This is a genomic window from Massilia sp. YIM B02769, from assembly GCF_030411995.1.
Lineage (GTDB): Bacteria > Pseudomonadota > Gammaproteobacteria > Burkholderiales > Burkholderiaceae_D > Telluria.
This window is the reverse complement of the sequence record NZ_JASNRC010000007.1, coordinates 25,481-45,943: the sequence shown is the minus strand read 5'-3', so window position 1 is coordinate 45,943 and position 20,463 is coordinate 25,481. Positions and strand designations below refer to the sequence as shown.

14 protein-coding genes are annotated in these 20,463 nt (G+C 68.6%); 8 read left to right on the top strand and 6 right to left on the bottom strand.

Going from position 1 to position 20,463, the window contains the following annotated elements; all coding sequences use genetic code 11:
• Positions 1-158 precede the first annotated feature (158 nt).
• Positions 159-1,697: an FAD-dependent monooxygenase gene (locus QPK31_RS12520; protein ID WP_290423263.1), complete on the top strand. Its 1,539-nt coding sequence runs from the start codon at positions 159-161 to the stop codon at positions 1,695-1,697.
• 151 nt (positions 1,698-1,848) lie between these two features.
• On the top strand, positions 1,849-2,127 hold the full coding sequence (locus tag QPK31_RS12515) for a hypothetical protein (protein ID WP_290423262.1): 279 nt from the start codon (positions 1,849-1,851) through the stop codon (positions 2,125-2,127).
• A gap of 78 nt (positions 2,128-2,205) precedes the next feature.
• Here QPK31_RS12515 and QPK31_RS12510 read toward each other — a convergent pair whose 3' ends face one another.
• Positions 2,206-3,765 (bottom strand): TerC family protein, encoded by a 1,560-nt coding sequence (locus QPK31_RS12510; protein WP_290423261.1) that lies wholly within the window; start codon positions 3,763-3,765, stop codon positions 2,206-2,208.
• A 154-nt stretch (positions 3,766-3,919) separates the two neighbouring features.
• Between QPK31_RS12510 and QPK31_RS12505 the strand changes: the two genes are divergently transcribed.
• Positions 3,920-6,340 (top strand): ATP-binding protein, encoded by a 2,421-nt coding sequence (locus QPK31_RS12505; RefSeq protein ID WP_290423260.1) that lies wholly within the window; start codon positions 3,920-3,922, stop codon positions 6,338-6,340.
• Between the two features lie 216 nt (positions 6,341-6,556).
• Here the strand turns inward: QPK31_RS12505 and QPK31_RS12500 are convergent, their stop codons facing one another.
• The 3 genes from QPK31_RS12500 to QPK31_RS12490 all read right to left on the bottom strand — a co-directional run bounded on the left by QPK31_RS12500 (position 6,557) and on the right by QPK31_RS12490 (position 10,457).
• Positions 6,557-8,923, bottom strand: coding sequence for a DNA polymerase II (locus QPK31_RS12500; RefSeq protein WP_290423259.1), 2,367 nt, complete (start codon positions 8,921-8,923; stop codon positions 6,557-6,559).
• 82 nt (positions 8,924-9,005) lie between these two features.
• Positions 9,006-10,085: a mechanosensitive ion channel family protein gene (locus QPK31_RS12495; protein WP_290423258.1), complete on the bottom strand. Its 1,080-nt coding sequence runs from the start codon at positions 10,083-10,085 to the stop codon at positions 9,006-9,008.
• 24 nt (positions 10,086-10,109) lie between these two features.
• Positions 10,110-10,457: a hypothetical protein gene (locus QPK31_RS12490; protein ID WP_290423257.1), complete on the bottom strand. Its 348-nt coding sequence runs from the start codon at positions 10,455-10,457 to the stop codon at positions 10,110-10,112.
• Between the two features lie 372 nt (positions 10,458-10,829).
• On the opposite strand from QPK31_RS12490, the gene QPK31_RS12485 reads away from it, so the two are divergent.
• Together QPK31_RS12485 and QPK31_RS12480 are read left to right on the top strand one after the other, a co-directional pair.
• A complete protein-coding gene (locus QPK31_RS12485; RefSeq protein WP_290423256.1) occupies positions 10,830-11,312 on the top strand; it encodes a hypothetical protein in 483 nt (160 codons plus the stop codon).
• 30 nt (positions 11,313-11,342) lie between these two features.
• Positions 11,343-12,161, top strand: a complete 819-nt coding sequence (locus QPK31_RS12480) for a universal stress protein (protein ID WP_290423255.1) — start codon at positions 11,343-11,345, stop codon at positions 12,159-12,161.
• On the opposite strand, the gene QPK31_RS12475 is transcribed toward QPK31_RS12480, so the two are convergent.
• Together QPK31_RS12475 and QPK31_RS12470 are read right to left on the bottom strand one after the other, a co-directional pair.
• Positions 12,158-13,117 carry a 2-hydroxyacid dehydrogenase gene (locus QPK31_RS12475; protein ID WP_290423254.1) on the bottom strand — a complete coding sequence of 320 codons (960 nt, stop codon included), beginning with the start codon at positions 13,115-13,117 and terminating at the stop codon, positions 12,158-12,160. The genes QPK31_RS12480 and QPK31_RS12475 overlap by 4 nt on opposite strands.
• 43 nt (positions 13,118-13,160) lie before the next feature.
• Positions 13,161-14,186, bottom strand: a complete 1,026-nt coding sequence (locus tag QPK31_RS12470) for an MBL fold metallo-hydrolase (protein WP_374045805.1) — start codon at positions 14,184-14,186, stop codon at positions 13,161-13,163.
• A gap of 126 nt (positions 14,187-14,312) precedes the next feature.
• Here QPK31_RS12470 and QPK31_RS12465 point away from each other — a divergent pair, with 126 nt between their 5' ends.
• From QPK31_RS12465 to QPK31_RS12455, 3 genes are all read left to right on the top strand, one after another.
• A complete protein-coding gene (locus QPK31_RS12465) occupies positions 14,313-14,936 on the top strand; it encodes a TetR/AcrR family transcriptional regulator (RefSeq protein ID WP_290423252.1) in 624 nt (207 codons plus the stop codon).
• Positions 14,937-15,051: 115 nt separating this feature from the next.
• Positions 15,052-15,627, top strand: a complete 576-nt coding sequence (locus tag QPK31_RS12460; protein ID WP_290423251.1) for a YceI family protein — start codon at positions 15,052-15,054, stop codon at positions 15,625-15,627.
• A 200-nt stretch (positions 15,628-15,827) separates the two neighbouring features.
• Entirely contained in the window at positions 15,828-20,372 is a 4,545-nt protein-coding gene (locus QPK31_RS12455; RefSeq protein WP_290423250.1) for an AAA domain-containing protein, read from the top strand.
• Positions 20,373-20,463 lie beyond the last annotated feature (91 nt).

The window sequence follows — 20,463 nt, the reverse complement described above, 5'->3', positions numbered from 1 at the left end:
CTTGCCTCCATTGCCCTGGTCCCGGGCCGAGGGTAGCATGGTGTCGTCAAGCTTCGGTGCACGCTCGCGGGAACTCAAGTGCAGTGGCGGCGGGTCTAAGTTGATGAAGAGCCGGCATGTCGCCGGCGCGCAGGCGGACGTTCCCGAGGGAGATTGCCATGACCCAATCCCAGGTATTGATCGTCGGCGCCGGCCCCAGCGGCCTGGTGCTGGCGCTGTGGCTGAACCGGATGGGCGTCGACGTGCGCATCGTCGACGCCGCCGCCGGTCCCGGCACCACCTCGCGCGCGCTGGCGGTGCAGGCGCGCACCCTGGAACTCTACCGCCAGCTCGACCTGGCGCTGCCCGTGCTCGACAACGGCTACGCGGTCGAGGCCTTCAATGTCTGGGCCGAGGGCGAGCACAAGGCGCGCATCGAACTCGGCGCGATCGGCGCCGGCGTCACGCCCTACCCTTTCCTGCAGATCTACCCGCAGGACAGGCACGAGCGCATGCTGTGCGCGCGCCTGCAGGAGGCCGGCGTGCAGGTCGAGCGGCAATGCACGCTGGAAGGCTTCCGCGAGGACGGCGACGCCGTGGTGGCCCAGCTGCGCAACGCCGCCGGCAACGAGGAGCAGTGCGAGGCGCGCTACATCGTCGGCTGCGACGGCGCGCGCTCGAAGGTGCGCGAGATCATCGGCGCCGGCTTCCCCGGCGGCACCTACCGCCAGGTGTTCTACGTCGCCGATATCGAGGGCGAAAGTCCGGCCCTGAACGGCGAGCTGAACATCGATCTCGACGAGTCCGACATCCTGGCCGTGTTCGCCATGGCGCCGCGTGGCGCCGGGCGCCTGGTCGGCACCGTGCGCGACGAGCGCGCCGACCATGCCGAGACGCTGAGCTTTGCCGACGTCAGCGGGCGCGCCATCGACAATCTGATGATCAGCGTGCATAAGCTGAACTGGTTCTCGACCTACCGCGTGCACCACCGCGTGGCCGAGCGCTTCCGCCGCGGGCGCGCCTTTCTGGTGGGCGACGCCGGCCACATCCACAGTCCGGCCGGCGGCCAGGGCATGAACACCGGCATCGGCGACGCCATCAACCTGGCCTGGAAGCTGGCCGCCGTGGTGCAAGGCCGCGCGCCCGACGCCCTGCTCGACAGCTACGAGGCCGAACGCCTGCCCTTTGCGCGGCGCCTGGTCGACACCACCGACCGCGTGTTCAGCTTCATCACCGCCGACGGGCCGATTGCCGAGATCGTGCGCACCGGTGTGGCGCCGCGTTTGCTGCCTTTGCTGGCCAGGCTGCCGCTGACGCGCGAGTATTTCTTCCGCACGATTTCGCAGACGGTGATCCACTACCGCCACGCGCCGCTGAACGCGGGCACGGCCGGCAAGACCCACGGCGGCGACCGCCTGCCCTGGGTGAGATTCGAGGAAGGGGGTACGGCGCAGGATAACTACGCGCCCTTGCCGAAACCCGGCTGGCAAGCCCACGTGTACGGGCAGGCGCGGCCCGAGCTGATGCAATGGTGCGATTACCAGCGCGTGCCGCTGCGCCAGTTCCCATGGACCGACGCCTGCGCGCACGCCGGCCTGGCGCGCGACGCCATCTACCTGCTGCGGCCCGACACCTATGTCGGCCTGGCCGCCGGCACGCCTTCGGTCGGCGCGCTCGACGAATACCTGCGCGCGAATGCGCTGACGCTGCATCGCTGACGCCGCGCAGGCAGGCCGCGTCGACACGCCAAATTGACGAGCGGCAAAGCTGCGCCGCCCGGGTCCGATTACGCGGAAGATGGTCTGCACAAGCTGGCGCCGTCGGCTGCGTGCGCCGGCCTGCCCATTCGTCAACCATCATTGGAGCAACATGGACCTCACCGTCAACAACAGCACCACTTCCGCCTTCCTCGTCACCGTCTTCGCCGAACTGCAGGACGGCAGCTTCGTCGCCAAGGTCATGCCGGAAACCGGCGTACCCTACACTCCCTACTGGGACAACGAAGTCGACCAGGTGATCGTCTACATCTCGCCGGACGACGAGCAACTGGCCGCCATCCTGGCCGCACTGAACGAGCGCCGCCTGCCGTTCAAGGACCTGCAGAACTACGGCTCGGTGGCCGGCGGCACCTCGACGATTCCGGTCTGACCCGGGGCGCACGAGATACCGCCTCCCCCTGGCAAGGCAAGGCGCGGAAAACGGTATCGGCGAAGTCTGGGGTCATGCTCAGGCGCCGCGCGCCTGGCGCACCGCCGGCGCGCTGCGCGTCACCAGCACCGTGGCGATGCGCCGGTCCAGCACCTCGGCCACTTCGAAGCGCAGCTTGTCGAGTTCCACCGCCTGCCCCACTTCCGGCAGCGTGCCGAAACGCTCCAGCATGAAGCCGGCCAGCGAGGTGTAGTCGTCGTTCTCGCTCACCAGCGCGTCGGTGCCCAGCACCTGCTCCAGGTAGTGCAGATCGGCGCTGCCGTCCACGCGCCAGCGGTCTTGTCCCTCCACGCGCACCACCGGCAGTTCGTCCTCGTCGGGGAATTCGCCGGCGATCGCTTCCAGGATGTCGATCGGCGTCACCAGGCCCTGGATGGTGCCGTATTCGTCGGCGATCAGGACCACCTGGCCATGCGAGCGCTTCAGCGTGTCCATCACCTGCAGCACGCCGCTGGCGTCGGGCACGATGATCGGCGGGCGCACATGGGCCGGGTCGACTTGCCCGGCATGGGTCAGGTCCGCCATCAGGTCTTTCGCGCGCGCCACGCCGACGATGTCGTCGAGCTCACCGCGGCAGACCGGAAAGAAGCCGTGCGGCGTGTCGAGCAGCTGGGTGCGGATGGTGGCGGCGTCGGCTTCCAGGTCGATCCAGGAGATGTCGGAGCGGTTCGTCATGATCGAGCGGATCGAGCGCTGCGACAGGCTGAGCACGCCGCTGACCATGTTGCGCTCTTCCGGCTCGAAGGCGTCTTCCTGCAGCGCGTCCTTGGCGTCGGCCGTGCCGCCCGCCGCCGCGCCCGGCGTCGCGCCGAGCAGGCGCAGCACGGCATCGGCGGTGCGTTCGCGCAGCGGCAGGTGCGACTGGTGTTTCGCGAAGTTGCGGTGCGCCAGCTGGTTCAGCGCCTCGATCAGCACCGAGAAGCCGATCGCCGCGTACAGGTAGCTCTTCGGAATATGGAAGCCGAAGCCCTCGGCGATCAGCGACAGGCCGATCATCAGCAGGAAGCTCAGGCACAGCACCACCACGGTCGGGTGGGCGTTCACGAAGCGTGTCAGCGGCTTCGAGGCGAACAGCATCACGCCCATCGACACCACCACCGCCGCCATCATGACGCCGAGTTCGTCGACCATGCCGACCGCCGTGATCACCGAGTCGAGCGAGAACACGGCGTCGAGCGCGATGATCTGCGCCACCACCACGCCGAAGGCGGCAAACTCCACCGGGCCGGCCTGCGCATGGGTCTTGCCTTCGACCCGCTCGTGCAGTTCCACCGTCGCCTTGAACAGCAAGAACAGGCCGCCCAGCAGCAGGATCAGGTCGCGGCCTGAAAAACTCAGGCTGCCCATCGTGAACAAGGGCTCGGTCAGCGACACGATCCAGGAGATCATGGTCAGGAGCCCCAGGCGCATCAGCATCGCCAGGCCCAGGCCCAGCAGGCGCGCCTTGTCGCGCTGGTGCGGCGGCAGCTTTTCGGCCAGGATGGCAATGAAAATCAGGTTGTCGATGCCGAGGACGATCTCGAGCACGACGAGGGTCAGGAAACCCACCCAGATATTCGGATCGGATAGCCATTCCATGGTCACTGCCCCGCTTGTGGTTGGATGAGCGATTGTAATGATCTTGCCGCTTGCCGGTCGCACGCAAGCGGCGCGCAGGCGGTATCATGACGCCTCAGTTCCAGGAATCCCACTTGCACACGCTTTTCCCACTTCCCGCATCACAAACGAGCGCATGACCCAGGCCGACGATCACGATCAGGATTACCAGAGCAGGCGCCAGTTCGCCGCGCTATTCCAGGAGGCGCCGATGTGCATGGCCCTGCTGCACGGACCCACGCACCAGGTGGAATTCGTCAACCCCGGCTACCAGCGCCTGGTCGGCGCGCGCGACATCGTCGGCCGGCCCATCGCCGAGGCGCTGGACGACGCCGCCACCCAGGGCTACGTCCACATCCTCGACCAGGTCTACCGCGAAGGCCTGCCCTACGCGGCCAACGGCGCCCGCTATGTGGTACAGGCGGTCCCTGGCGGCCCCACCGTCGAACGCTACGTCGACTTCGTGTTCCAGCCGGTGCGCGGCCGTTCCAGCGAGGTCGGCGGCGTGCTGGTGCTCGGTTCCGACGTTACCGAGCGCGTGCTCGGCGAACGGCGGCGCGATGCCCTGGCGCGCCTGACCGACGCCCTGCGCGACTTGCGCACGCCCGAGGACATTACCTATTGCGCCGCGCGCATCCTGGGCGAGACCCTGGGCGCCAGCCGCGCCGGCTTCGGCCTGATCGGCGCCGCCGGCGACACCGTGCACATCGACCGCGACTGGTGCGCCGAGGGCGTCGAGAGCCTGGCCGGCGCCATCGACCTGCGCCAGTTCGGCAATTTCATCGACGAGCTGCGCGCCAACCGCCCGGTGGTGATCCGCGATGCCGGCGCCGACCCGCGCACCCAGGAAGCGGCCGAATCGCTGGCGGCCCTGAGCGCGACCGCCTTTGTCGACCTGCCGGTGGTCGAGGACGACCAGCTGGCGGCGCTGATCTTCGTGAACGCCGCCGGCCCGCGCGACTGGTCGGCGCAAGACCTGGCCCTGATGCGCGAAGTGGCCGAGCGCACCCATACCGCCAGCCAGCGCCTGCGCACCGAGATCGCCCTGGCCGCCAGCGAAGCCATGTTCCGCACCATCGCCAACGCCATGCCGCAGATGGTGTGGTCGACCCTGCCCGACGGCTTCCACGACTATTACAACGACCCCTGGTACGAGTTCACCGGCATGGTCCCGGGCAGCACCGACGGCGTGCACTGGGCCGACGTGTTCCACCCCGACGACCGCGACCGCGCCTGGCGCGCCTGGCGCCACAGCCTAGCCACGGGCGACACCTACGAGATCCAGTACCGCCTGCGCGACCGCCACGGCAACTACCGCTGGGTGCTGGGGCGCGCGCTGCCGGTGCGCGACGACAGCGGCGCCATCGTGCGCTGGATGGGCACCTGCACCGACATCGACGACCAGAAGATGGCCGAGCACGCCCTGCGCCTGGCGAACCAGCGCAAGGACGATTTCCTGGCCATGCTGGCGCATGAACTGCGCAATCCGCTGGCGCCGATCAGCACCGCCGCCCAGGTGCTGCGCCTGCGCCAGGGCGACGCCGCCTACGCGCTGCGCGCCGGCGAGATCATCGAGCGCCAGGTGCGCCACATGACGGAGCTGGTCGACGATCTGCTAGACGTGTCGCGCGTCACGCGCGGGCTGGTGCAGATGGAACGCGAGCCGGTGGAACTGCGCGCGGTGGTCGACAGCGCCGTCGAACAGGTACGCCCGCTGATCGAGGCGCGCCACCATGCGCTGGCGGTGGATTTGCCGGATGCGCCGGTATTCGTGTCCGGCGACCGCACGCGCCTGGTGCAGGCGGTGTCGAATTTGCTGAACAACGCCGCCAAGTACACCCAGCAGCACGGCAGCCTGCGCGTGGCCCTGCTGGTGCAGGATGGGCAGGCGGCGATGTCGGTGACGGACAACGGCAGCGGCATCCCGCCCGGTTTGCTGCCGCATGTGTTCGATCTGTTCACCCAGGGCGAACGCACGCCGGACCGGGCCCAGGGCGGGCTCGGATTGGGGCTGACGCTGGTGAAGAGCATCGCCGGGCTGCATGGCGGCGCCGTGACGGCCGACAGCGAGGGACAGGGACAAGGCAGCGTGTTCACGATCACGTTGCCGACGATCGCGGCGCCGGTTGCCGACCCTGCGGCCGGCGGTAACGCCCTGCCGCCGGCCGGCGCCGGACGGCCGCTGCGCATCACCGTGGTCGACGACAACCGCGACGCCGGCGCCTCGCTGGCCGCCGCGCTCGAAGCGCAGGGGCACACGGTGAGGCTGTTCGACGACGCCGAGGCTTTGCTGGCGGATAGCGGGCCAGCCACCGACGCCGCGAACGCGGACGTGTACGTCCTCGACATCGGGCTGCCGCGCATCGACGGCTACCAGCTGGCGCGCGCACTGCGCCAGCGGCCCGGCAGCCGCGACGCGCTGCTGATTGCCCTCACCGGCTACGGCCAGGCGCACGACTTCACGCTGTCGAAAGGCGCGGGGTTTGATCATCACCTGGTCAAGCCGGCGAATCTGGAGCAGCTGGAGCGAATACTCATTGGGTGGGCCGCGGCGTAGGGTGGGTTCTTGAACCCACCAGGCAGGTGGTACGCCATGCACCATCACGGTGGGTTCGAGAACCCACCCTACGCGTCTCAGCGTTCGAGCGACGTAGGGTGGGTTCTTGAACCTACCAGGCAGGTACGCCATGCACCATCACGGTGGGTTCTTGAACCTACCAGGCAGGTACGCCATGCACCATCATGGTGGGTTCGAGAACCCACCCTACGCGTGTCAGAACAACGCGCCCTGCCTGCTGGTCAGGCGCGCAAAGCTGTCGCCCATGAACGGCAGGATCGCATCCGCGATCGGTTCCAGCTGCCTTGTCAGGTAGTGCTCGTAGTCGATGGTCGAGCGCAGCGCTTCCAGCGGCTCGGGTCCGGACACCGTCATCACATAGCGTATCCAGCCGCCGCCCTTGCGGTACAGCGCCGGCTTGCCCTGGCGCAGATAGTGTTCGTCGGCGATGCGCGCCGCGCGCACGTGCGGCGGCACATTCTTTTCGTACTCGTCGAGCCGGCGGCGCAGGCGCTTGCGGTACACCAGCGCGTCGTCGCACTCGCCCGCCAGCAACCGCGCCACGGTGTCGCGCACAAAGTCCTCGTACGGCTCGCCCTTGAAGATGCGCAGGTACAGCGCCTGCTGGAAGCCCTGGGCCAAGGGCGTCCAGTCTGTGCGCACGGTTTCCAGGCCTTTATAGACCATCTCCTCGCCGCCGTCCGCCTTGACCGTCAACCCGGCATAGCGCTTCTTGCTGCCCTCGTCCGAACCGCGCACGGTCGGCATCAGGAAGCGCCGGTAATGCGCTTCGTATTCGAGTTCCAGCACGCTGTCCAGGCCCAGCTCGATCTTCAAATGGGTGTGCCAGTAGTTGTTCACCTGCGCCACCAGCGCGCGGCCGATGCGCTCGGCTTCATCGTCCGGGTGGGCGGCGCCGAGCCAGACGAAGGTCGAATCGGTGTCGCCATAGATCACCTGGTAACCCGCTTCCTCGATCAGTTCGCGCGTGCGGTGCATGATGGCGTGGCCGCGCAGCGTGATCGAGGAGGCCAGGCGCGGGTCGAAGAAGCGGCAGCCGTAGGCGCCGAGCACGCCGTAGAAGGCGTTCATGATGATCTTCAGCGCCTGCGACAGCGGCGCGTTCTTCTCGCGCTTGGCCGCTTCGCGCCCTTCCCACACGCCGCGCACGATGCCGGGCAGGCAATGCCGCGTGCGCGAGAAGCGCGCGCCGCGAAAGCCCGGCACGGTGTCCGGTGCGTCCTGGCGCAGGCCTTCGACCAGACCGACCGGGTCGATCAGGAAGGTGCGGATGATCGACGGGTACAGGCTTTTGTAGTCCAGCACCAGTACCGAGTCGTACAGGCCGGAGCGCGAATCCATCACGAAGCCGCCCGGGCTGTCGCCCCCGGCCACGTCGCCCACGTTCGGCGCCACGAAACCCTGGCGGTGCATCAGCGGGATGTACAGGTGTTCGAATGCGGCCACCGAGCCGCCGCTGCGGTCGACGGCGAGGCCGGTGACGCTGGCGCGCTCCAGCAGGAACGCCAGCAGCGCGGTCTTTTCAAAAATGCGCGTCACCAGCACGCAATCCTGCAGGTTGTAGCGCGCCAGGGCCGGCTTGTCCTCGGCGAACATGCGGTCGATCTCGGCCATGCGGTCGTAGGGATTGTCGATCGCCTTGCCTTCGCCGAGCAGGGCCTGCGACACCGACTCCAGGCTGAACGAGGGAAAACTCCAGGTCGCCGAGCGCAGCGCCTCGATGCCGTCGATGACCAGGCGCCCGGCGATGCAGATGAAGTAATGTTCGCCGTCGCCCTTGTGCTCGCGCCATTCGATGGCGCTGGCGTCGCGCCCCAGGCGCAGCGGGCGGTTGTAGCGCTCGGCGTGTTCCTGCAGCACGCGCATGTCGAACTGGATCACGTTCCAGCCGATGATGGCATCGGGGTCGTGCTGGCGGAACCACGCTTCCAGCCGGTCGAGCAGTTCGACGCGGCTGGCGCAGTAGTCGAAGTCGAAGTCGAGGCCGGCGGGGTCGCCGTTTGCAGGGCCGAGCATGTAGACCTGGCGCTGGCCGCAGCCCTCGAGTGCGATCGAGCGCAGTTCTCCGGTCGAGGTGGTTTCGATGTCGAGCGAGACCAGGCGCAGCCTGGGGCGGTAGCCGGGCGCGGGCTTCACCTGGCCGTCGATAAGGCGCGGATCGGCGTCCAGCGCGTTGCCGCCGAAAGACACCGGTGCGGTGATGAAGCGCTCCATCAGGTAGCGCTCGGGCGGGCGGATGTCCGCCTCGTACACGGCCACGCCCTGCATGCGCAGGCGCTTTTCGATGCGCAGCAGCTGGCGGTAGTGGCGGCAATACAGGCCCAGCACCGGACGGTGGTTGAAGTCGGCCAGCTGGAGTTCGCGCAATTCCCAGCCGCGCTCGCCGCGCAGCACGAACTCCGCCGCCTCGCGCTGTTCGAGCGGCACAAAGGCGATCGCCGGCTGCGGCGCCACGCGCACGCGGCGCGGGCCGTCGTCGGTGGCGAGCCAGAAGTCGACCTCGACGCCGGCGTCCGTGTCCTGCCAGTGCCGTGTCAGCAGAAACCCCTGCCCCTCTGCCATCTCTCCAGTCTCCGTATGCATGTCCGCGCTTGCCATTCCGGCAAGCGGGCCACATTATACTGCGCGGCTCGGGGCGGGACCGCTAGCTGTTGGCAGCGCGCCGCTCTTCGGGACGCGTGACCGTCATCCACTCGTCCGGCTGGTCGAGCTTGAGCAGTTGGGTCGGATAAGCGAACGGGATGTCCTGCTCGGCGAAGCGCTCGAACAGGAAGACATTGATCGCCTGCTGCACGTCCATGTAGACGCCGTAGTCGCCGCTGTTCACGTAGTACACGGTCTCGAATTCCAGCGAAGACGTGCCATAGCCCTTGAAGTGGGCGCGGTCGAAGGTCGCCATTTCCTGCCGCTCCACCGCTTCGCGCAGCAGCGCCGGCACCGCCAGCAGCTGGGCCTTCGTGATCTGGTACGGCGTGCGGATCGCGAACACGATGCGCCGGGTCTGCATGTGCTTGTAGTTGCGGATGCGGCTTTTCAGCAGGTCGCTGTTCGAGAACACGATCTGCTCGCCGCCCAAGCTGCGCAGGCGCGTGGTCTTCAGGCCGACATACTCCACGGTGCCGAGCACGTCGTCGACGATGATGAAGTCGCCCACCACGAAGGGCTTGTCCAACACGATGGACAGCGAGGAGAACAAATCGCCGAGGATGTTCTGCATCGCCAGCGCCACCGCGATACCGCCGATGCCGAGGCTGGCCACCAGGGTCGTGATGTTGACGCCGAAGTTATCGAGGATCATCAGCAGGATGACCACCCACAGCGCCGTGCGCGCGACGAAGCCGAGCGCCGCGGTCGAGGTGGTGCTGGCCGCGTCCTCGGCGCTGCGGCGCAGCCGGTAATGGTGGAACCAGCCCTTGATACCGACGTCGCCCCAGCGCGCCGCCTGCAGCAGGAACACCGTCACCGACAGGTGCTGCAGGATGGTCTCGCTGCGCGGCGGCAGGCTCAGGACCTGGGCCCCAGCATGCACGCCCATCAGGAAGATGAAGAAGGGCTGGGTGCTGGCCAGGATCTTGATGGCCAGGTCGTCGAGGTAGGTGTCGGTGTGCGGCGCGATGTGCGTCAGGCGCCGCAGCAGCAGCGCTTTCACGCCGTATAGCAGCACGATCACGGCCAGGCAGATACCGACCGCCAGCAGCCAGGCTTGCAGGTCGTTGTTCGTCATGAGATAACGCATAATGAATGATCCTCAGGCCGCATCGGCGATTATCGGTGCGGCGCCGCTGGCCGCGACCGCCGCCAGGAAGTCGTCGCCCCAGCGCGCGACGTCATGGTCGGCTACGACTATGCCCATGCGCGCGGTGCGGTAGGCGCGCTCGTCCTCGCCCATGCTCAGGGCCTGGTGCAGGGTCGCGGTCATGGCGTTGGCGTTGCAGGAGTTGGTCAGCTGGGCGCCGGATACGCGCGCGACGAACAGTTCGCGCACGCGGCGCCGGGCGTCGGGGCTGCCGGCCAGCAGAGTGCCGTCGAGATCGGTGGCCAGTACAAAGTTATGCGGTTGCAGGCGCGTGGGCCAGCGGGGTGCTATGACAGTCATCGTCTTCGTCCTTTCAGAGCGATGCGCTCGGCGCTGCTGCGCCGACCTGGTGGGCGTGCGGAATCGACCGCACAAGGCGAACACAATCGGATGCGGTGCATGGGCACCGGCGATTGCCAGGGAGTGGTGCAGACGGGCGTGGCCGCTGCGATGGACCGCGGACGCGGTGTCCGCGTTGACAGAAAAGTATTTTACCCCGGTAAATGCATTTGCACAAATTCATATTCCCCGGCGAACTCTTTGACCAGCACGGAAGGACGCCCTGGAAATGCGTTCCCAATCATCTTTCTGCACTTTGATCTAGATCAAACCCGCGTCGTCTGACGCGCCGAAACTGACCGTTTCAGGCCTTGGCTCAATACGGGAACTTTCATGATGCGTAGCAACGGCTCCGATGGCCGACTGCATGTAATCGGCAGTGCGATGCGGCACGCGCGCAAGATGCTGTGCGCCCGCATCGGCCAGCTCGCGGCCGCGCCCGACGACGCCTTCATCGCCGGCTGGCCGCTCGTGGTGGCCGAGGTCGAGGCCGTGTTCCGCCACGAGGAAACGCTGATGGAATGCAGCGGCCACGGCAACCTGCAAGCCCACCTGGCCGACAATGCCCTGGCACTGTGCGCCCTGCACCGCGTGACACCGCGCATCGAGGACGGCGACACCGCGCTCGGACGCGAGGCGCTGGGCGCGCTCGAGGCGATCCTGTCGCTGCACCGCTTCACCGCCGACCTGGCGCTGGTCGGCGCCGGCGCGCGCCTGCGGCGGCCGGGCGGCTCGGCCGCGCGCTTTGCGCGCCACGACCGCATCACCGCGGTCCAGATCGTGGTGCGCAGCGGCGGCAAGGCCTCCGGGCGCTAGCCGCCCGGCATTCGCCACCAGGGGAACGCCATGTTCAAGACCATCATCGTCCACGTCGACGACGACCCGCACCTGGACGCGCGCCTGCAGGGCGCGGCCTGGCTCGCGAATGCGCATGGCGCCCACCTGGTTGGCAGCGCCAGCACTGGCCTGAGCTGGCCGGCCTATGCCCTGCTCACCGGCTCGATGGCGGTGGCCCCGGCCGACGAGTTCGACGCCCTGCGCGAGCGTGCGCGTGCCAGCCTGCGCGGGTTCGGCGAACGCGCGCGCCGGCTTGGCGTGGCCTTGGTCGAGGAACGCCTGGTCGAGGACGAAAGCCGCGCAGCCCTGCTGCTGCAGGCGCGCTATGCCGATCTGGTCGTGACCGGCCAGGACCGGCCGGACGGCGGCGCCGAGCGCGCCCTGCCCCAGTACCTGGCCCTGCACAGCGCACGTCCGGTGCTGGTGGTGCCGCCCGCCTACGCCGGCCAGCCGCTCACTGGCACGATCGTCGCCGGCTGGGACGGCAGCGTGCCGGCGCTACGCGCGCTCACGGCCGCGCTGCCGTTGCTGATACAGGCCAACACGGTGCGCCTGGCGCTGGTGAATCCCGAACGGGAAGCCGGCCTGCACGGCGAGGAACCGGGCGCCGACATGGCGGCCTGGCTGGCGCGCCACGGCGTACGGGTGGAGGTGGTGGTGGAACGCACGGCGGCGGCGCCAGGCCAGGCCTTGCTCGACATCGCCGAGCGCTGCAGCCTGCTGGTGAGCGGCGCCTTTGGCCACAGCCGCTACCGCGAACTGCTGCTCGGCGGCGTCACGCGCACCCTGCTCGAGCGCGCGCCCTTGCCGGTGCTGCTGGCGCACTAGCTTGTGGTGCGTTCGACCGGCGTCCGAAGCGGTTCGCCGGCGAAGTGAGCCAGCAGGTTGTCGATCGCCAGCATGCCCATCGCCGTGCGCGCTTCCAGCGTGAAGCTGCCCACGTGCGGCGTAAGCACGACCTGCTCCATCTCCTTCAGCGCCGCCGGCCCCCGCGGCTCGTCCTCGAACACGTCGAGCGCGGCAGCGCCCAGGCGGCCCGCCGCCAAGGCCGTCACCAGCGCCGCTTCGTCCACCAGCGAGCCGCGCGCGATGTTCACCAGCGTGCCCTGTGGCCCGAGCGCGTCGATGACCTCCGCGTTCACCAGGTGCTGCGTTCCCGGCCCGCCCGGCGCGCAGACGACCAAATAATCGCTGTCGCGCGCGAGATCGAGAAGCGAAGCGCTGCGCGGATAGGCGCTGTTCGCCGTGCTGCGCTGGTGGTAGCGGATCTGCATGCCGAAGCCTTCCAGGCGCGTGGCCACGGCCTGGCCGATGCGCCCCAGGCCGAGAATGCCGGCCACCTTGCCACGCAGGGCGCGACTGGGCATCAGGGGCCGCTTCGCTTCCCAGCCGCCGTCGCGCACATACCGGTCGAGCATGGGCACGCGGCGCGCCGCCGCCAGCAGCAGCGCCACCGCCAGGTCGGCGACGTCGTCGGTGAGCACGTCGGGGGTGTTCGTGACCGGAATGCCGCGTGGCGCCAGGGCCGCAAAATCGACCGCATCGACGCCGACGCCGTGCACCGCGACGATTTCCAGCTGCGGCAATTGCGCGGCGAGCCGGGCGTCGATGCCGACCGTGCCGCTAGCGAACACGCCGCGCACGCCGGGAGCGACGCGTGCGATGTAGGCCTGCCGTTCTTCCGGCGCCACGTTCGCCAGATGATGGCAAGTGAAACGGCGATCGAGTTTCGCGCTCACGTCAGGCATCCAGCCCGACCCCAGTACCAGTATTTCCGGACGCATCCGTCCCTCCTCGTCGATGTGCATGCGCCGAGTATACGGGAGCTTATTGAAGCTCGCGCCACCAGGCACGGCCGGCGTGCGGCGCCTTCAGGTCGAGCGCCTCGCCCATTTCCGGCGTCGCCATGCTTACCCCCTTCTCCGCAGCCAGCGCCGAGATGCGCTCGAACGGATCCTGCCAGCGATGCAGGCCGAGGTCGAAGGTGCCGTTATGTACCGGCACCAGCCACTTGCCGCGCACGTCGAGGAAGGCTTGCAGGGTCTGCTCGGGCTGCATGTGGACGTCGGGCCACAGCTTGTCGTAGGCGCCGGTTTCCATCAGGGCGACGTCGAAGGGGCCGTACTTGGCGCCGATCTCCTTGAAGCCGTCGAAGTAACCGGTGTCGCCGCTGAAGAACAGGCGCAGCTCGTCGTGCAGGACCACCCAGGATGCCCACAGCGTGCTGTTGCGGTCGCCCAGGCCGCGGCCCGAGAAATGCTGGGCCGGCGTCGCCACGAAGCGCACGCCGTCGAGCTCGGTTTCCTGCCACCAGTCGTGCTGGCGCACCTTGGCCGGGTCGACGCCCCAGTTGATCAGGCGCTGGCCGACGCCGAGCGGCGTCAGGAACACGGCGGTCTTCGGCGCCAGCGCCAGCACGGCGGCGTGGTCGAGGTGGTCGTAATGGTCGTGCGAAAGGATCACGGCCTTGATCGGCGGCAGCTCCTCGATGGCGATCGGCGGCGCGTGGAAGCGCGCGGGGCCGGCCCACTGCACCGGCGAGGCGCGTTTCGAGAACACCGGATCGGTCAAATAAAACTCACCCGCCAGCTTGAACAGCATCGTCGAATGACCAAGCCGGTACAGGGTGTTGTCGGGGGCGGCCAGCAAGGCCGCGCGGGTCAGCGGCCGCACCGGCACCGCCTGGCGCGGCACGGTGCCCTTCGGCTTGTCGAACAGGAAGGTCCACCACAGCCGCGCCATGTCGCCGACGCCCAGTTCGTGCATGGCAACCGGATTGCGGAAGGTCTTGTCGCGGAAATGGGGCGAGGATGGGTAGTCGGGGGCGGCCGTGGCGCAGGAGGAAAGGCTCATGATGAAGACGACTCCAAACAGGATGATGCCGAAGAGGATGCGCATGATGTCGAAACGCTAAAATGTACACTGTACAGTGTAGTATCGATTCTTGAGGAAGTAAACTGGCGAGTGTAAAATCCTCGCATGAACCTTCCCCTGCGCCTGACCGACCGCAAGCGCCGCGCCATCCTGGATGCGGCCGCCGACCAGTTCCGTGTCCACGGCTTCGAGGCCGCCAGCGTCGACGGCATCGCGGCCCTGGCCGGGGTATCGAAGCGCACGGTCTACAACCATTTCCCGAGCAAGGAAGAGCTGTTCGCGGAAACCCTGATGGGCATGTTCGAGCACGCCGCCGGCCTGGTGGAGCTCGAGTACAGCCGCGAGCGCGGCCTGCGCGAACAGCTGGTCGATTTGATGGGCCTGAAGATGCGCACCCTGGCCGACCGCGATTTCCTCGACCTGGCGCGGGTGGCGGTGGGCGAGGCGATCCATGCGCCGGAACGCGCCCTGCCCCTGCTGGCGCGCCTGGGCGAACGCGAGGAGGGCGTGACCGCCTGGATCCGCGCCGCCCAGCGCGACGGCCGCCTGAAGCCGGGCGATCCGCTGTTCGCCTCGACCATGTTGCAGGGGCAGATCAAGACCTTTGCCTTCTGGCCGCAGGTGGCGTTTGGCGCGCCGCCGCTGCCTGCTGCGCAGGGCGCGCAGGTGGTCGAAGCGGCGGTGTCGATGTTCCTGTCGTATTTCGCAACGGACGAACAGCCGGCTTAGCGAAGCCTTTGCATTGCATCATAAAATGGAACAGTGTTATCCGTAGGAGGGGCTTATTTACGCCTGGCGGAACAGTTAAAGTGTCGCATCATCCACACCACTGAAAGCCAGACGCATGAACCTCAAGCACCTCGCCGTTGCCTTTGCCGCCCTTGCCGCCAACGGCGCCGCCTTTGCCGCCGACACCTACACGATCGAGCCGAACCACACCTTCCCGAGCTTCGAAGCCGACCACATGGGCGGCCTGTCGGTCTGGCGCGGCAAGTTCACCAAGACGAGCGGCACCATCACGCTCGACCGCGCCGCCAAGACCGGCAGCGTCGACATCGTCATCGATGCCAGCACCCTGGACTTCGGCCATGAAAAGATGAACGAGCACGCCAAGGGCCCGGACATGTTCGACGTCGCCAAATTCCCGACCGCGACCTACAAGTCGAAGTCGATCACCTTCAAGGGCAACGTGCCGGCCGAAGTGAACGGCGAACTGACCCTGCACGGCGTGACCAAGCCGGTGAAGCTGACCATCAACCAGTTCAAGTGCATCCAGCACCCGATGTTCAAGCGCGAAGCCTGCGGCGCCGACGCCTCGGCCACCTTCAACCGCGCCGACTTCGGCATCGACTACGCGGTGCAGATGGGCTTCAACCCGACCGTCAAGCTGGCGATCCAGGTCGAAGCGCTGAAGCAGTAAGCATACGCCGGCCGGACACTCCGGCCGCAGCCCGCGCTGCCGGCCTTCCGTCGGTAGTCGCCCCTCACCGGCTGGACGATACGCTGCGATGCGAACGTTGGGTTCGCATTGCGACAGGGTAGAATGGCGCTAACTCAGCGGCAACCGAATGCGGTACGCCGCGTCGCCCGCGCTCTCCTATCGCCCAGCCGCAACACCACATGCACACCCCTGCCCAGCTCATGAGCGGGCTGCTCGACTACCTGGTCGAGCAAGCCAAAGACATCGACCCTGCCGCCTTCACGCTGGCCCGGGTCACCGAATTCAAGAAAACCTGGTTCGACCTGGCCACCCTGCCCTGGGTCGACCTGAACGTCGACAGTCCCGACGACAGCATGGACGACGATGCATGGCTGCGCGTGCACCGCCTGGAAGCCACGCGCGCGCCGGTCCTGTCCGAACCGGACCTGGCCGCCTTCCTGGCGATCGGCGACGACCCGGCCGGCCCTGCCCCGGCGCTGAAGGAAGCGGTATTCGCGGCTGCGCGCGCCGACGATGTCCGGGTCGTGGCCGAGGACGAAGCCGCGCAGCGCGACCTCGAACGCCGCGCCCGCGTCGGCCACCTGCTGCAGGCCTACCTGCCGCACTGGCACAACTGGGCCGCGCGCGAAAAGCCGCGCCGGCAAGTCATCGCCCTGTATGCCGATTTGTTTGCGCTGAAGACGCGCCTGGAAGCGCAGGAAGCGGTGCGCCCGCTGGAGCTGGTCTGGGGCGTCGGCGTGTCGTCCTGGCAGATCCCGCGCGCCGACGGCGCCGCCGTCGATTTCCACTATCCGCTGCTGACCCAGGCGCTCGACATCGAGATCGACAGCGACTCGCATGCGATCACGCTCGGGCCCCGTCCCATCGCCGCGCGCCTGGAGCTCGATGCCTTCGGCGCCTGCGACGTGGCCGGCATCGACGACATCGAGCGCGCCGCGCGTGCGCTCTTGCTGGCGGACGGCGGCAGCGGCCTGTCGCCCTTCGATCCGGCATCGTTCGAGCCGATCCTGAAAGGCGTGGTTGGGAACATCGCGGCCCGCGCAAGCTACGATGGCGCGGCCCAGGGCGCGCCTGCGCCCGGCCCGGACCTGGTGGTCACTGGCGGCTGGGTGATCTTCGCGCGCCCGCGCGCCACCCACTTCCTGACCGAGGACATCGCCCGTTTGAAGGAACGCGTGAACGGCGGGGATGCGCTGCCCGAAGGCGCGGCCAGTATCGTCACCCGGCCCGACAATGCCGTCGTCGAGCACGCGCCGATCGCCTTTCGCGGCCTGTCGGGCCGCCCGACCGTCAAGGGCGAGCCGCGCGAGCTGTACTTCCCGCTGCCCTACAACCGCGAGCAGGAAACGATCATCCAGCAGTTGGAACGTTCGTCCGGCGTGGCCGTGCAAGGCCCGCCCGGCACCGGCAAGACCCACACCATCGCCAACATCATCAGCCACTACCTGGCCATGGGCAAGCGCATCCTCGTCACCTCGAAGGGCGAGCCGGCCCTGAAGGTCTTGCAGGAGAAGATCCCGGAACCGGTGCGGCCGCTGACGGTGGCCCTGCTCTCCGGCGACAAGGAGGGCATGCGCCAGTTCCAGGCCTCGATCGAAGCGATCATCCACACCCTGACCCACCTCGATACCGGCCTCGAAGCGGAACAGATCGCCGCCTGCCGCAGCGCGCTCGATCGCGCGCATGCCGAGATGGCGCAGATCGACAGCCGCATCGACGCCATCGCCCATAGCCAGCTGGCCGAGATCGACGTCGACGGCGTGCCGATGCGCGCCCAGAAGATGGCCGAACTGGTGATCGACGGCCAGGCCCGGTTCGGCTGGTTCGACGACGCATTGACGCTGGCGCCCGAGCATGCGCCGCCCTTCGACGACGAAGCCGGCACGCGCCTGCGCGCGCTGCGGCGCAGCCTTGGCGCCGACCTGGTCTATTGCCAGGCACGCCTGCCCGCCTCGCGCAGCCTGCCGGCGCCAGGCGCGCTCGGCCAGCTGCACGGTCAGCTGCAGACCCTGCGCGCCATCGAGCGCGACGAGGCCAGCGGCGCCCTGGCGCCGCTGCGTGCGCCGACGCCTGAGGTGCCGGGCGCGGCGCGCCAGCTGCTGGCGGCACTGGACGCGGCGCTGGCCTTGGCGCGCCAGCTCGACGCCTCCGGCCACGCCTGGGCCCACACGCTGCGCGACAAGCTGCGCCGCCCGCAATACGCCACCGAACGCGGCGCGCTCGAAGCCCTGTTCCCGGAAATCGACGCCCTGCTCCAGGCACGCGCCGAATTCATGCAAAAGCCGGTGAGCGCACCGCGCGAAGCGCTCGAACTGCCGAAGGCGCGGGAGGCGATCGCGCGCGGCGCCGAGACCGGCAAACCCTTCGGGCTGCTGGCCTTTGGCGTGGGCGACATCAAGCCGCACATCGGCGCCATCCGCGTCGCCGGCCTGGCCCCGGCCGGCAGCGCCGACTGGGCCCACGTGGGGCGCTACGCCGCCCTGCATACGCGCCTGCTGTCGTTCACGGTGCGCTGGAACGCCTTTGCGGAGCTGCTGTCGCTGCCGCTGCTGCAGGCCGACATCGGCCAGCTGCGCGATATCGAGGCCATCGCCACCACGGCGCGCGCCGCCCACACGCTGGCCAGCACGGCCGACGTGCAGTTGCCGTCATTGACCGAACAGGTGTTCGAGCGCGTGCCGAACGCAGCCCTGCTCGGCGGAGCAGAGGCCCTGGCGCAGGTGCGCGCGCAGTTGCGGCGCCACCTGGCGCGCGCCGAGCTGGCGCAGGCCACGTCCAGCCTGCAACAGCTGCGGGATGGCTTGGCAAGCGCCAGCGGGCCGGTCTCGCTGCGCCTGCGGGTACTGTTCGACCAGGCGCTCGGCGACCCCGGCATACCGGTTGATGCGCTGCTGGGCGAGTATGCCGCCCTGGTCGGCGAACTAAGCCGCGTCGAGGCGCTGGCGAACGAACTGAAGGAAGTCTTGCAGTTCGCGGCGGCCATCGCCGCCCGCGGCGCCACGCGCCTGGCGGCGCGGGTGGCGACCATCGCCCAGGACGATGCCGGCGACGATGCGGTGTTCCCGACCCGCTGGCGAGACGCCTGGACCTGGGCGCGCCTGCGCACCCATCTCGACGGCATCGATGCGCGCGACACGATGCGCGCCCTGGCGGCACGCCGGCGCGAACTGGAAACCGCGCTGGCGCGCCTGTACCAGGAACTGGTGGCGAAGTCGGCCTGGCTGGCCACCAAGCAGAATGCCGGCCCGAACGTGCTGAGCGCGCTCGAAACCTACCGCACCGCGATCCGCAAGTTCGGCAAGGGCACCGGCGTGAATGCCGCGCGCTACCGGCGCGATGCGCAGCAGGCCATGGTCGACGCCCAGGCCGCGGTACCGTGCTGGATCATGAGCCATGCACGCGTATCGGAAACCCTGCCGGCGGCGCTCGGCGCTTTTGATCTGGTGATCGTCGACGAGGCCAGCCAGTCCGATTTGTGGGCGTTGCCGGCGGTCTTGCGCGGCAAGCAGATCCTGGTGGTCGGCGACGACAAGCAGGTCTCGCCCGAGGCCGGCTTCGTGTCGAGCGCGAAGATCGGCGACCTGCGCCGCCGCTTCCTGGCCGGCCAGCCCTTCGAGGCCGTGCTTACGGCCGACATGTCGCTGTACGACATCGCCTCGACCGTGTTCGCGGCCTCGAAGGTGATGCTGCGCGAGCACTTCCGCTGCGTGCAGCCGATCATCGCCTACAGCAACCGGGTCTTCTACAAGAACTTCATCCAGCCGGTGCGGGTGCCGCGCGCCTCGGAACGGCTCGATCCGCCGCTGGTCGACATCCACGTGCCCGGCGGCTACCGCTCGGCCAAGGGCCACAACCCGACCGAGGCCGACTGCATCGTGGCCGAGATCGAGGCCATCCTGCGCGACCCGAAGATGGCCGGGCGCACGCTCGGCGTGGTGTCGCTGCTCGGGCCGGAACAGGCGCAGCTGATCGACAAGGGGGTGCGCGCACGCTGCGACGCGGTGGAACTGGCGCGGCGCCAGTTCGCCTGCGGCGACGCCCGCATCTTCCAGGGCAGCGAACGCGACATCGTGTTCCTGAGCATGGTGGCCGACCGCGAGAATCACCACGCGCTGTCGGGCGCGATGTACGACCAGCGTTTCAACGTGGCCGCCTCGCGTGCGCGCGACCGCATGGTCCTGGTGCGCTCGGTGCGGCTCGACGAGCTGTCTCCGCTGGATTTGCGGCGCACCCTGGTCGAGCACTTCGCGCGGCCGGTCGAGCGGGACGAGGAAAGCGCCAGCCTGGCGGCCCTGTGCGAGTCGGGCTTCGAGCGCGACGTCTATGGCGAACTGTTCGCGCGCGGCTACCGCGTCATCCCGCAGGTGCCGGCCGCCGGCTACCGGATCGACATGGTGGTCGAAGGCGCCGACGACCGCCGCCTGGCGATCGAACTCGATGGCGACGAATTCCATGGGCCGGACCGCTGGCCGGCCGACATGGCGCGCCAGCGCGTGCTGGAACGCGCCGGCTGGACCTTCTGGCGCTGCTTCGCCTCGACCTGGTCGCTGCGGCGCGAGGCCGTGCTGGGCGAATTGCTGGCGCTGCTGGAGAAAATGGGGATTGCGCCGCTGGGGGCGATCGGGCGGATACCGTCGCTGGTCGAGTACCGCGAATGGGGAGCGGGCACGCTGCCGGCTGCGAACGGCGCGCTGGTGGCCGAAGGGGTGGACAGCGCAGGCTGAAGGTTCCGCCCTTCCCGCCACGTCCATGCGGGGGAGGATGGCGCGACAAGCCTGTCGCTTGCAAGGCGTGCGCCGCGATCAAGCGGCGCAC